Source organism: Rhizobium sp. G187, from assembly GCF_051549525.1.
GTDB lineage: Bacteria > Pseudomonadota > Alphaproteobacteria > Rhizobiales > Rhizobiaceae > Allorhizobium.
Map to the genome: position 1 here is coordinate 806,189 of NZ_JBPUGM010000001.1, position 13,143 is coordinate 819,331.

A 13,143-nucleotide genomic window follows, 5' to 3' on the forward strand; every position below is an offset into this window, starting at 1 on the left:
TACCTTCCCTCTGTCAGGACGGTAGCCAAAGCAGACCGGCGCCTAGAATGGCAAGTGGTACGACGACGCCGACCAGCACGCGCTGGCCGGCGATCAGGAAGGCGGCAAAGCCAATGCCGGCGGCAAGGAGCCTCAACCACAGCGGTGAGGCCTCCAGAGTGCCTGTCGGAAAGACCACGAGCTTTGCCGTGACAGCCATGACCAGCGCTGTGGCCACCGCCCTCACCCAATTCAAGGTTTCCGAGCCTTCCTGCAGCCGGTTGCCGGCCAGAACCCCTAGCCATCGCCAGATGTCGGTTGCCAGCCAACCGGCGACGAGGATCACGATATAGGGCCAGTATTCCGCCATCATACGGCCTCCTCCGGCTGTCCCGATCCCTCGCCCCTCTCAGCTACGGAAGACTGGCCCTTACGGATGACGTAGCGATCGAACAGATAGGCCACTGTGCCGCCGCCAAGCCCGGCGATCAGGATGTCGAAGCCGGGCACCAGAACTGCAAGGAGTGGGCCAGCGACGACGCCGACGACGAAAGCTACCTTGACCACCGACTGGCGACCGGTCGCCCAGATCGAGGCGATGAAGTAGACGGGCGTCAGGAAGAACAGCAGTCCGGCGACGACCGGCGGGAAGCTAGCAACCAATCCGAAGCTGACGCCGACGAGCACCGTGTTCACCGTGACCAGCGTGATGCCGAAGCCGGCGAAATAGGCGATGCGCGCTTCGCGTGGCACTTCCTTGAACGAGCTCATCGCGAAGACCCAGGCGGTGATGGCGACGAAATGGGAGAGGATCAGCAGCAACCAGGTCGGCGTTCGGTCGTTGCGCATTTCCGGCACGAGGGAGGCCACCATCGGCATCAGCCGAATTGAGGACAGGGAGACGGCGAGGAAGATCGCCAGAAGGTTCGCCCCGCTCGTCATCGTACCGATGAGGATCATTTTGGCCGGCAGTGCCCACACAGTGGCAGTCATCACCATCGCCTCGGTTCGGCTGACGCCCGATTCCAGCGCGAAGGCCGAAAAGCCGACGAAGGAAATCATCAGGATGACGGCCGGGAGGCTGAAAAGGCCGCGCATCCCCGCAAGAAACCAGCGGCCTTGAGACAGTGCAGGTGGAGCCGAAGCCATTGCGTATTCCAGATCGACAAACAAAAGTGCCGGGCTTGCGCCCGGCACCGATCTCCTGAAACGGAGAACTTACTTCTTCTTCGGCACTTTCGGCACCGCGCTACGCTTGGCCGGCTGCGGCGCGGCTTCGATCACCGCCACCTCACCTTCATCCTCGACGGCTGCCGCCTTTGGCGCTGACTTGCGCTTAGCCTTGACCGGCTTGGCAGAAACGACTTCAGCTTCGGGCTTGGGCTTCACCGGCGCCACCTCGGAAATCGCTTCAAGGTCGAGGACCTCTTCGCCGTTTTCTCCGGCCTTCACGCCGACCTTGACCAGGCCGCCCTTCTTGAGCTTGCCGAACAGGATCTCGTTAGCGAGCGGTTTCTTGATGTATTCCTGGATGACGCGACCAAGCGGACGTGCCCCCATCTTTTCATCATAGCCACGGGTGGCCAGCCAGGCGATCGCCGGTTCCGACAGATCGAAAGTCACGCCCCGTTCCGAAAGCTGTGCTTCCAGTTGCATGACGAACTTCTGAACGACCTTGTGAATGACGTCACTTGGCAGCGGTGCGAACGGAATGATCGCATCCAGACGGTTGCGGAATTCCGGCGTGAACAGGCGGTTGATTGCCTCCTCATCCTCCCCGGTGCGTTTGGACGAACCGAAGCCGATGGCAGACTTCGCCATCTCAGACGCACCCGCATTGGTCGTCATGATCAGAATGACGTTGCGGAAGTCGATCTTCTTGCCGTTGTGATCTGTCAAAGATCCATGGTCCATGACCTGCAACAGGATATTGTAGATATCCGGATGCGCCTTTTCGATCTCATCGAGCAGTACCACGCTGTGTGGATGCTGATCGACGCCGTCGGTCAAAAGACCACCCTGGTCGAAGCCGACATAGCCGGGAGGCGCACCGAGGAGGCGCGAAACCGTATGCCGCTCCATGTATTCCGACATGTCGAAGCGCAGCATCTCGACACCGAGCGAGGCAGCGAGCTGCTTTGCCACTTCCGTCTTGCCAACGCCGGTTGGGCCGGAGAAGACGTAGGAGCCGATCGGCTTGTTTGGTTCGCGCAGCCCCGCACGGGCGAGCTTAATTGCAGTCGACAGCGCCTCGATTGCCGCATCCTGACCATAAACGACGGAACGCAGTTCCTTCTCCAGGTTGGCGAGAACCATCTCGTCGTCCTTGGACACCGTCTTGGGCGGGATCCGGGCCATCGTCGCGATGGTGACCTCGATCTCCTTCTCGGTAATCAGCTTGCGGCGCTTGGAGGCCGGCAGCAGCATCTGGGCCGCGCCGGTTTCGTCGATCACATCGATCGCCTTGTCCGGCAGCTTGCGGTCAGAGATGTAACGCGCCGACAACTCGACAGCCGACTTGATCGCCTCGTTGGTGTAACGCAGCTTGTGATAGTCCTCGAAATAGGGCTTCAGACCCTTCATGATTTCGATCGCATCATCGATCGACGGCTCATTGACGTCGATTTTCTGAAAGCGGCGCACAAGTGCCCGGTCCTTTTCGAAGAACTGGCGGTATTCCTTGTAGGTGGTGGAGCCTATGCAGCGGATCGCACCGGAAGACAGGGCCGGCTTCAACAGATTGGACGCATCCATGGCGCCGCCTGACGTTGCGCCCGCACCGATCACGGTGTGGATCTCGTCGATGAAGAGGACGGCACCCGGATAGTCTTCCAGTTCCTTCACGACCTGTTTCAGGCGTTCCTCGAAGTCACCCCGATAGCGGGTCCCTGCAAGCAGAGTGCCCATGTCGAGCGAGAAGATCGTCGCGTCTGCCAGCGCTTCCGGCACCTTGCCTTCAACAATGCGCTTGGCGAGGCCTTCGGCGATCGCCGTCTTACCGACGCCGGGATCGCCAACATAAAGCGGGTTGTTCTTCGATCGACGGCAAAGGACCTGTATCGTGCGGTTGACCTCATCATGGCGGCCGATCAGCGGGTCGATGCGGCCGGTCTTCGCCTTTTCGTTGAGGTTGACGCAGTAAGCCTTCAGCGCCTCCTGCTTGCCGCCCTTCGCAGCACCTTCCTCTGGCTCACGACCGGGCTTGGCTTCAGCCTCACCCTCTTCCGCGCCGCGCGGGGTGCGCACCTGGGAGGAGCCCGGGCGCTTGCCAATGCCATGGGAGATGTAATTGACCGCGTCGTAGCGTGTCATTTCCTGCTCCTGCAGGAAGTAGGCAGCGTTGCTCTCGCGCTCTGCAAAGATCGCGACCAGAACATTTGCGCCGGTCACCTCTTCGCGCCCTGACGACTGCACGTGGATCACGGCGCGCTGGATGACGCGTTGGAAGCTCGAAGTCGGCTTCGAATCCTCGTCGTATCCCGTCACCAGATTGGAGAGATCGTTGTCAACGAATTCGGAAACGTTCTTGCGCAGAACGTCGAGATTGACGTTGCAGGCCCCCATGACGGCGGCTGCATCGGCATCGTCGATCAGAGCAAGCAACAGGTGTTCGAGCGTCGCATATTCATGGTGACGTTCGTTTGCGTAGGTCAGGGCCTGATGCAGCGCCTTCTCAAGGCTGGGCGAAAATGTTGGCACGTCTGATCCTCACTTCTTTTCCATGACGCATTGAAGCGGATGCTCATGTTGCCTCGCGAAATCCATCACCTGCGAGACTTTCGTCTCGGCGACTTCGTACGTGAAGACGCCACATTCGCCGACACCATGATTGTGCACATGGAGCATGACGCGGGTGGCGGCTTCCCTGTCCTTCTGGAAAAAGCGCTCCAGGATATGGATCACGAATTCCATGGGCGTGTAGTCGTCGTTGAGAAGCAGTACGCGGTACAGATTCGGCTTCTTTGTCTTCGGCTTGGTGCGGGTGATCACGGAGGTGCCGCGGTTGGCATTCTCCCCGTCGCCCTGGCTTTGCATGAAGACCGGCTTTGCAGTCATTTCAGTTCATTCTCCGTTGCCCGGCCGTTTGCCTTTGCACATCGGTGCGGACGAACACTCAGCACAGTAGGTAGGTCATATTCTGGTGATTTTAAGCCCCCGGCCGCACGCTCAAGAGATTTTGTCCCGCAGCACGGTAGACCCGAAGATATAGGAGAGACAAGTTATACCAGCGAGCACAAATGACAAGACCGGCTGCGCAGGGCGCAACCGGTCTCGCAGGGCTCACGCAAGCCTCGATCAGGCAGCGACTGGCGTCATGGATGGCATCTTGCCGATCTGCGCCTCGAATGGCTTATAGGCTGTCTTTGCAAGATCTGCATACATCTCGCTCAACTTCGTCGCCTCGGCGACAAAACTCTCATAGGAGGACTTGAGGAAGGAAGTCTGCAATTCGAAGACAGCCTCAACGCTCTTCACGGTGGTCAGAGCTTCCATGTAGGATGCCATGTCCTGAAACGACTTCTTCGAATAATCGCCAGCCTCCGTAGCGATCGCTTGGAAACCGCGCGCCACCTCCGAATAGTTCTTCAGCATGGTGTCCATGGCTTCCTTGCCCTTCTTGTTGGCTTCATCGAAATTGATCATGCGATTTCCTCCATCAAGCGTGTCATTCTCTTGCGAAAGATAGCACCCGCACAAAAAGCGTCAAGCGAAATTGTGCGTCGCAACAACACCCAAGGTTGCATTACGCAACAATAAAAAAGGCCCTCGTCGGCGCGAGGGCCTCAGGTCTTTGATAGGTCGAGGGAATTTCCCAACCACCTCAACCCAGGGCTACAAGCCCTATTACAGATCAACGTCGAGGATCGCCATCGAGAAATTATAGGAGAGGTCGCCATCTTCCTCGTCCTTGAAGACAACACCGAGAAACTCGTCACCGACATAGACCTCGGCCGAGTCATCTTTGCGCGGACGAGCCTTGACGCTCATCGTCGGGTTGAAGGTCCGCTTGAAATAGGCGTCGAGCTTCTTCAATTCATCGGGCTTCACGCTCAGTCTCCATGCTTGGTTCGAATTTGCGCGCTTGTCGCACGGGCGTTCCGCGGATGTAAAGACGCAAACCGCACTTTGCCCAGGCCAAGACCAGGCGACCCGTGTGGCTGACGCCAGCCCTCAGTCGACCGATGCGATCATCTGATCCATGGAACGCGCCGGCTCGGCACAGCCCGCCTCACCCACAACGCGCGCCGGGACACCAGCGACCGTGGTGCATTTCGGCACAGGTTTGAGGACGACGGACCCGGCAGCGATGCGCGAGCAACTACCAACCTCGATATTACCGAGCACTTTCGCGCCCGCACCAATCATCACGCCATCGCCGATCTTGGGATGGCGGTCGGCCCCCTCCTTGCCCGTGCCGCCTAGCGTCACGCCATGCAGGATCGAGACATTGTCGCCGATGCGGGCAGTCTCACCGACGACCAGGCCGGTCGCATGATCGAGGAAGATGCCTTTGCCGATGCGCGCGGCCGGATTGATGTCGGTCTGGAAAATGTTGGACGAGCGGCTCTGGAGATACAGCGCAAAGTCACGACGGCCGTTATTCCAGAGCCAATGCGCCAGACGGTGTGTCTGGATCGCATGGAAGCCCTTGAAATAGAGAACCGGCTCCATGAAACGGGTGCAGGCGGGGTCGCGATCATACACGGCCTGGATATCGACGCGCAGAATGCCGGTCCATTCCGGCCAGTCAGCCATCATGGCCTCAAACGCCTGACGCAGAACGATCGCCGGGACATCACTGTGGTCAAGCCGCTCGCAAATCCGATAGATCACGCAGTCCTCAAGCGAGCGATGGCTCAGCACGGTCGAATGGAAGAATGCGGCCAGCATCGGATCGCGATCAGCCGCCAGTCGGGCTTCATGCCGCAGACTGTCCCAGATCGGATCCATGGATTTCACGATATCGGCCTTGAGGATGTCGTTGTGTGCGACCATTGCCGGTCTCCCCATTCGTATTGGAAGGCTATTATATAGACGAAGACCCAACGAACACAAATGGGGCCGGCATGAAACAATCGAACGCTTTCGCGCAGAACCAGATCAAGGCAAGCTGTGATGGGGGCGTGGGCTATCTCGTCATCGACAGCCCTTCCCGAAAAAATGCGATCAATGCCGCCATGTGGCGGGCAATCCCCGACGCCATTCAATGGCTTCAGGCGTCGGCCGGTGCCCGCGTCATCGTGCTGCAAGGCGGCGGAGAGGTGGACTTCAGCGCTGGAGCAGACATTTCGGAATTTGCAACCCTGCGCAAAGATGCCGAGACCGCACGGGTGTATGAGGCCAGCAACAGCGCCGCATTCGCTGCCGTTCGCGAGGCACAGGTTCCGGTGATCGCCGCTATCCGCGGGATCTGCTATGGCGGCGGGTTCGGTCTTGCGGCTGCCGCTGATCTGAGAATTGCGGCCGACAGATCTGTTTTCGCCGTGCCGGCCGCGCGGCTCGGGATCGCTTATCCAGCCGATGCAGTGCAGGATTTCGTCCGTGGACTTGGCAGCGCAATGGCGCGCCGTGCCCTATTCACCGGCGCAAGCCTCACCGCGCACGAGTTCTTCACCTGCGGCTTCCTCTCTGCGGTCACAGACCCGGCGGCGCTTGATGCGGAGACACTTGTCGTTGCCAAGGCAATTGCGGCGAATGCGCCCCTGTCGATCAGGGCGTCAAAGCTGGCGATCCGCGCGGTTGAAACTGCGGACCTTGACCTGTTGCGCGAAGCAGAAATCCTGGGCGTGTCAACCTTCACCAGCGCCGACTATGCCGAGGGTCGGGCTGCCTTTGCCGAAAAGCGGCAGCCCACCTTCACCGGAAAGTGAGTATCAAGATGCAGCGCGCGCGGCGAGAAACTCCAGGACCGCCTTCTTGAAAACGCGGTCACCTACCGCGAGCATGTGGTCTCGATTGGGGATATCGAGAACCGTTGCCAACTGCATCAGGTCACCAAGCTCCTGAGCGGAACCGGCGATGTCGTCCTTCGTGCCGACACCAATCAGGGTCGGGACATCGACGCGGGCGATGTCCTCGCGTGACACGAGGTCACGTGACGTGCTGATGCACGCTGCGAGCGCCATCCTGTCAGACCGCGTCTGGTCGGCGAAAGCCCGGAACATCCGGCCCCGCTCATGCGTCACATCCTCCAGCGACGGCGCCAGAAGGGCTTCCGCGATCGGATCCCAGTCGCCAACACCATCACACATGCCAATACCGAGGCCACCAAAGACCAGGGAGCGCACACGGTCGGGATGTTCGATTGCCAGAAAGGCCGCGATTCGTGCGCCCATCGAGTAACCCATTACATGGGCGTCAGCGATACCGAGATGCGTCAGCAAAGCTGCTGAATCGCTCGCCATATCCGACGGGTGATAGGCCTCTGGATCATGCGGCTTGTCGCTTTCCCCATGGCCACGATTGTCAATGCCGATGACGCGGAAACCAGCATCCCCCAATGTTCGCAGCCAGCCGGTATAAACCCAGTTTACGCTGGCCGAAGAGGCAAACCCGTGGATCAGAAGAATAGGTTCGCCCGCCGGATCGCCGTCATCGAAGTAAGCAAGCTCCAGGCCATGATTGCGAAAACGGGAAAAGGGCGGCGCATCGAGATTCATCGTAAAGTCCTTTCAGGCTCGATCCGCACCTTAGTCAAGCAGGTCCTGACATCAATTGCCGCAGGCCGATTTTCTGTGGGTCGAGCATGGCTTTGGCTCTACACTTTTGAACCGGAGGGCGCTAATGTCCGGCCAAATTATCGAAGCAGTTTCGGAGTCTGTCATGGCCGGCCACACCATTCCCCATTTCCAGAACGACGGCGGTCATCGCGTGATCGAAATCGGCGTGAAGGAATTCATGTGCACCGGCGCGTCCACGCCCTTCGACCATCCGCATGTCTTCATCGATATGGGCCATGATGACGAGAAAGTCTGCTCCTACTGCTCGACCCTTTATCGTTACAATCCGAGCCTGAAAGCCGAACAGACCAACCCGCCAGGCTGCGTCTTCCACGTTAAGGCGGCGTGATCGCGGCGGATCGATCGGCATAACATCATGGCTATCGCGCACGCTGCCATCATCGGAGCCGGGGTGGCAGGCCTGACGGCTGCCCTTTCGCTTGCCCTCAAAGGCATCTCCAGCGACATCATTGAGCAGGCGCCGCAACTCGGCGAAGTGGGGGCTGGCCTGCAGCTATCCCCGAATGCGACGCGCGTACTCGATCAGCTTGGCGTGCTTGCCGACCTTGAGAGGCACTGGATCGAGCCGCAGTCCATTGTGTTGGCTTCAGGCACCAATCTACGGCAATTGGCGCAGGTACCAGCCGGCTCGTTTGCCCGCATGCGGTGGGGCAAGCCCTACGGCGTGCTTCATCGATCCACCCTGCAGCAGGCCCTTCTTCGGGCCGTACTTAATCAGCCGCTTTGCCGCCTGCATCTTGGACAGAGGATCCAAGGGGTTGGGGCGGATGCAATCGAAGCCGTGACAGGTCGCCGACCGGATCTGGTTGTCGGCGCCGATGGCGTCTGGTCAAATGCGCGTGACGCCATCGCCGACAGCCCCAGTGTCAGCTTTTCCGGCAATATCGCGTGGCGGTTCACGGTCGATCAGCACAAGGCACCCAGCTTCCTGTCTCGCGACGGGGTGACGGCCTTTCTTGGCCCCAAGGCGCATCTCGTCTGCTATCCGCTAAGGGAAATCGGCGGCTTCAATCTGGTCGCCATTGCGAGCGGGGCAAAAAGCGACGAAGGCTGGGCGATCGAGGCAGATGCTGCGCGCCGGGCGATGCTGCTTGAGCAGTTTTCCGGCTGGCATAGCGATATACGGACCATTCTGGCCGGGGCAATCAACCCGACATTCTGGCCGCTCTATCAGGCTTCAGAGGGCAACTGGCAGAATGGCTACGATACCGTGCTGATCGGTGATGCCGCGCATGCGATGATGCCATTTTCGGCGCAAGGGGCCGCGATGGCAATCGAAGACGCCTATGCGCTCGCTCATCACGTGGCCCGCACGCCGCTCCCCCTCGCACTCTCGGATTTCGAGAAGGTTCGGAAAGCAAGGGCTTCCCGCGTCAAGGCGCGCGGTGATTTCAACCGCCTCGCCTATCACGCCCGCGGTCCTATCCGCTTAGGGCGGGACATTGTCCTGTCCTTGCGTTCGCCCGAGCGGCTCGCCGCCGATCTTGACTGGCTCTATGGCCACAAGATCGACAGCTGAGACATCAAAGCGAGATTACACGACCGACGCCGCGGCGAAGCCGCGTTCGAGGTCAGCCATGATATCCTCGACGTCCTCGAGACCGATTTGCAGGCGGATAACGGCAGCGTCTACCGGTCCCTTGCGGATCGTGCGGTCATCCAGATTGACCTGAACCGCCAGGCTCTCATAACCGCCCCAGGACCAGCCCAGACCGAAGAGCTGGAGTGCATCGAGGAATGCATGCGCTTTTGGCCTGATCTTATCGGGTGATGAGGCAGGCAAGAGGAAGGAAAAGACGCCGCTCGCCCCCTTGAAATCACGTTTCCAGATCTCGTGGCCCGGAAAACTTTCGAGAGCCGGGTGCAGGACCCGTGCCACATCCTTGCGCGCCTCAAGCCAGCGGGCAACAGCAAGCGCGCTGCGGTAGTGGTGATCGAGCCTGAGCCCCATCGTGCGCAAGCCGCGCAGAATCTGGTAAGAATCATCTGGAGCACCGCAGATGCCGAGCGTGATATTGGCTTCCTTCAGCCGCTCCCAATGTTCCGCATTGGCGGACACCGTGCCGAGCAGGATGTCCGAATGTCCGGATGGATACTTCGTCGCGGCATGGATCGAGATGTCGACGCCATGGTCGAGCGGCTTGAAGTAGAGTGGCGTCGCCCATGTATTGTCCATGGTGACGACACAGCCGTGCCGGTGGGCAATCGCAGAGATTGTCCTAATGTCCTGCATCTCCATCGTGTTGGAGCCCGGAGCCTCTGTATGCACCAGCCGGGTATTGCTCCGGATCAGCGTCTCAATCCCGTCCCCGATCTCCGGATCATAGTACTCGACCTCGACCCCGAGCCGCGTCAGCATGGTGTTGCAGAAATGACGGCAGGGCGAATAGACGGAATCGACAATGAGCGCATGATCACCGGCCGACAGGAAGGCGAGGAAGGGAACCGTGATTGCGGCCAGACCGGACGGCACCAGGATCGTGCCGGCAGAACCCTCAAGCTCGTCGATCGCTCGGCAGAGCGCATCGGTCGTCGGCGTACCGCGGGTGCCGTATGTGTAGGGCTGGGAGCGCGTTTCCATGGCCCGCGCACTCGGGAAAAGGACCGTGGACGCGTGCACGACGGGCGGATTGACGAAGCCGAAATAATCGGTCGGCTCATAGCCCGAGTGGCATAGTTTCGTGTTGCTGCCGGCGGATGCCAGCCAGTCCTTGTTCTTACTCATCGCTCTCATTCCGTCTGCGTTTCCCTGCTGTTGTCGTCCGATGTCGCGCCCGAGGTCAAGAGTATGTTGCGCCCTTCCGCCGCCAGGTGCAGCCATGCTTCCCACGCAATGCAATCACTGCTGCAGATACAAAAATGATCACATTTTTGCTCTTGCTCGCCAAAATTGCCTAAATTCGATGCGGTTTCGGCAAATTAGCGCTTTTCTGATCAGGCGTTTCCATAAACACTTGACCATGCATCCATTTACGATTGTGATAGAAGCGCTCGGCCCGGGAGGCTATCGAGCCGATGGTCGTCGCGTTTCGTTTCAGGCTGACGCCATCGCACGAAAAACAAGAGAAAAAGGTTGGGAAAAATGAACAACAAGTTCCTGTCAGTCGCCATCGGCGCTGCCGTCCTGGGATTTGGCGCATCGGCCGCGGTCGCGGGGACGCTTGATGACGTCAAGGCAAAAGGCTTCGTACAGTGCGGCGTGAACGGCTCCAATCTGGCTGGTTTCGGCGCCCAGGATTCGTCGGGCAACTGGACCGGCCTCGACGTCGACCTCTGCAAGTCCGTTGCAGCTGCCGTTTTCGGTGACGCCACCAAGGTCAAGTTCACGCCTCTGTCTGCCAAGGACCGTTTTCCGGCCCTGCAGTCCGGCGAAATCGACATGCTTGCTCGTAACACGACATGGAGCGCCAGCCGCGATTCTCAGCTCGGCTTCGATTTCCGCGCCGTGAACTATTATGACGGTCAGGGCTTCATGGTCTCGAAGAAGCTGGACGTGAAGTCGGCACTGGAACTGTCCGGCGCTGCCGTTTGCGTACAGTCCGGCACGACAACCGAGCTGAACCTCGCCGACTACTTCAAGGCCAACGGCATGGAATACAATCCGGTCGTTTTCGAAAAGCAGGAAGAGGTTGACGCCGCCTATCAGTCCGGTCGTTGCGACGTCTACACGACCGACCAGTCGGGCCTCTATTCGATCCGCCTGTCGCTCGCGAACCCGGCAGACCACGTCATCCTTCCGGAAATCATCTCGAAGGAGCCGCTTGGGCCAGCCGTTCGCCAGAACGACTCTAAGTGGTTCGACGTTGTTACCTTCGCACATTACGCGCTGGTCACTGCCGAAGACTTTGGCATCACGCAGGCGAATGTCGATGAGATGGTCAAGTCGGAGAACCCTGATATCAAGCGCTTCCTTGGCGAGGAAAAAGACCAGACGATCGGCAAGGACCTCGGCCTTGATGAAAAGTGGGCCTACAACATCATCAAGCAGGTCGGTAACTACGGCGAATCCTTCGAGCGCAACGTCGGTCAGGGCAGCCCGCTGAAAATCGAACGCGGCCTCAATGCATTGTGGTCCAAGGGTGGCCTGCAATACGCTCCGCCGATCCGCTAAACCCGGATTGCCGCATACGGGAAGGCGCTCTGCGCCTTCCCGCTTCATGGCAGGACGCATAAATCAATAAAAATAAGCACCCGGCCAGAACAGGCTGCGGTTCAGGGGACAGATATATGGCAGTTGAAACTGCAAACCGGGGCGGAGCTACGCGCTCCGGGACCTCTTTGCTTTACAATCCCGCCCTGCGTCAGTTCGTCTATCAGGCACTGACCGTCATCTTCGTTGTCTGGCTGTTCTGGTTTGCCGGCACCAATGCCGCAGAGAACTTGGCGCGGGCCAACATGACCGCTGGCTTTGACTTTCTCGGCAGCCGCGCGGGCTTTGACATTGCCCAGACGCCGATCGCGTATACCAGCGATTCCAGCTATATGCGCGCCCTCACGCTCGGTCTTGTTAACACGTTGATTGTGGCGGTCACCGGCATCATCACCGCGACCATCATCGGTCTTCTGGTCGGCATTGGCCGGCTGTCGAACAACTGGTTGATCGCGCGGCTGTCGACCGTCTATGTCGAGGTCTTCCGCAACATTCCGCCGCTGCTTGTCATCTTCTTCTGGTACAAGGGCGTACTCTCACTGCTCCCCGACGTGAAGCAGTCGCTTTCGCTGCCGCTTTCGGTTTTCGTCAGCAATCGCGGTATCTACATGCCGGCCCCCGTCTTCGGCGAGGGCATGTCTGTTGTGCTGCTTGCTCTGGCGTTCGGCGTCATCGGTGCGATCGCCTACAGTCGCTGGGCCACGGCCAAGCAGTTGGCGACCGGCAAGCGCCCGCCCGTTCTTTATATCAATCTGGCACTGATTCTCGGCTTGCCGCTCCTGGCTTTTGTCGCCATCGGCTCACCCGTCACGTTCGATACGCCGGTGCTCGGCAAGTTCAACATGCGCGGCGGCACCGTCATCGGGCCAGAATTTCTGTCGCTTTACATGGCGCTCTCCTTTTACACCGCGTCCTTCATTGCCGAGATTGTTCGCGCCGGCATTCGAGGTGTCTCGAAAGGACAGAGCGAAGCAGCGAATGCACTGGGCATCCGTTCCGGTCTGACCACGCGCCTGGTGGTTCTGCCGCAGGCGCTTCGGATCATCATCCCGCCACTGACATCGCAATACCTGAACCTGACCAAGAACTCGTCACTGGCGGTTGCAATCGGTTATGCCGACCTCGTTGCCGTGGGCGGGACGATTCTCAACCAGTCAGGACATTCGATCGAGATCATTGCAATCTGGATGCTGATCTATGTTTCGATCAGCCTTGCGACATCGCTGTTTATGAACTGGTTCAATGCCAAGATGGCTCTGGTGGAGCGCTAAG

Annotated in this window: 14 protein-coding genes; 5 read left to right on the top strand and 9 right to left on the bottom strand. The window is 59.3% G+C overall.

The window, feature by feature from the left end; all coding sequences use genetic code 11:
- Positions 1-13: 13 nt before the first annotated feature.
- The 7 genes from ACSV9I_RS03820 to cysE form a co-directional block, all read right to left on the bottom strand.
- Positions 14-352, bottom strand: coding sequence for an AzlD domain-containing protein (locus ACSV9I_RS03820; protein ID WP_438327374.1), 339 nt, complete (start codon positions 350-352; stop codon positions 14-16).
- Positions 349-1,128 (bottom strand): AzlC family ABC transporter permease, encoded by a 780-nt coding sequence (locus ACSV9I_RS03825; RefSeq protein WP_438327377.1) that lies wholly within the window; start codon positions 1,126-1,128, stop codon positions 349-351. Before ACSV9I_RS03825 ends, ACSV9I_RS03820 begins: the two co-directional genes overlap by 4 nt.
- A gap of 69 nt (positions 1,129-1,197) precedes the next feature.
- Positions 1,198-3,678, bottom strand: a complete 2,481-nt coding sequence (gene clpA / locus ACSV9I_RS03830; protein WP_438327380.1) for an ATP-dependent Clp protease ATP-binding subunit ClpA — start codon at positions 3,676-3,678, stop codon at positions 1,198-1,200.
- 9 nt (positions 3,679-3,687) lie between these two features.
- A complete protein-coding gene (gene clpS, locus ACSV9I_RS03835) occupies positions 3,688-4,035 on the bottom strand; it encodes an ATP-dependent Clp protease adapter ClpS (protein WP_054158353.1) in 348 nt (115 codons plus the stop codon).
- Positions 4,036-4,275: 240 nt separating this feature from the next.
- Complete coding sequence (locus ACSV9I_RS03840; protein WP_438327382.1) at positions 4,276-4,623, bottom strand: phasin family protein; 348 nt, start codon at positions 4,621-4,623, stop codon at positions 4,276-4,278.
- Between the two features lie 201 nt (positions 4,624-4,824).
- The gene (locus ACSV9I_RS03845) at positions 4,825-5,028 is read right to left on the bottom strand and encodes a DUF3126 family protein (RefSeq protein ID WP_054158351.1); all 204 of its coding nucleotides are present in this window, start codon (positions 5,026-5,028) and stop codon (positions 4,825-4,827) included.
- 123 nt (positions 5,029-5,151) lie between these two features.
- Positions 5,152-5,976 (bottom strand): serine O-acetyltransferase, encoded by an 825-nt coding sequence (gene cysE / locus ACSV9I_RS03850; protein WP_054158350.1) that lies wholly within the window; start codon positions 5,974-5,976, stop codon positions 5,152-5,154.
- A 71-nt stretch (positions 5,977-6,047) separates the two neighbouring features.
- On the opposite strand from cysE, the gene ACSV9I_RS03855 reads away from it, so the two are divergent.
- On the top strand, positions 6,048-6,851 hold the full coding sequence (locus ACSV9I_RS03855) for an enoyl-CoA hydratase-related protein (protein WP_438327384.1): 804 nt from the start codon (positions 6,048-6,050) through the stop codon (positions 6,849-6,851).
- Positions 6,852-6,854: 3 nt separating this feature from the next.
- On the opposite strand, the gene ACSV9I_RS03860 is transcribed toward ACSV9I_RS03855, so the two are convergent.
- Positions 6,855-7,640 (bottom strand): alpha/beta fold hydrolase, encoded by a 786-nt coding sequence (locus tag ACSV9I_RS03860; protein ID WP_438327386.1) that lies wholly within the window; start codon positions 7,638-7,640, stop codon positions 6,855-6,857.
- 163 nt (positions 7,641-7,803) lie between these two features.
- On the opposite strand from ACSV9I_RS03860, the gene ACSV9I_RS03865 reads away from it, so the two are divergent.
- Both ACSV9I_RS03865 and ACSV9I_RS03870 read left to right on the top strand, forming a co-directional pair.
- Positions 7,804-8,049 (top strand): zinc-finger domain-containing protein, encoded by a 246-nt coding sequence (locus tag ACSV9I_RS03865; RefSeq protein ID WP_438327699.1) that lies wholly within the window; start codon positions 7,804-7,806, stop codon positions 8,047-8,049.
- Positions 8,050-8,076: 27 nt separating this feature from the next.
- Entirely contained in the window at positions 8,077-9,240 is a 1,164-nt protein-coding gene (locus ACSV9I_RS03870; RefSeq protein WP_438327388.1) for an FAD-dependent monooxygenase, read from the top strand.
- A 15-nt stretch (positions 9,241-9,255) separates the two neighbouring features.
- On the opposite strand, the gene ACSV9I_RS03875 is transcribed toward ACSV9I_RS03870, so the two are convergent.
- Entirely contained in the window at positions 9,256-10,446 is a 1,191-nt protein-coding gene (locus ACSV9I_RS03875) for a cystathionine beta-lyase (RefSeq protein ID WP_438327391.1), read from the bottom strand.
- Positions 10,447-10,803: 357 nt separating this feature from the next.
- On the opposite strand from ACSV9I_RS03875, the gene ACSV9I_RS03880 reads away from it, so the two are divergent.
- Positions 10,804-11,832: an amino acid ABC transporter substrate-binding protein gene (locus ACSV9I_RS03880; RefSeq protein ID WP_054158345.1), complete on the top strand. Its 1,029-nt coding sequence runs from the start codon at positions 10,804-10,806 to the stop codon at positions 11,830-11,832.
- 116 nt (positions 11,833-11,948) lie between these two features.
- Complete coding sequence (locus ACSV9I_RS03885) at positions 11,949-13,142, top strand: amino acid ABC transporter permease (protein WP_438327394.1); 1,194 nt, start codon at positions 11,949-11,951, stop codon at positions 13,140-13,142.
- Position 13,143 lies beyond the last annotated feature (1 nt).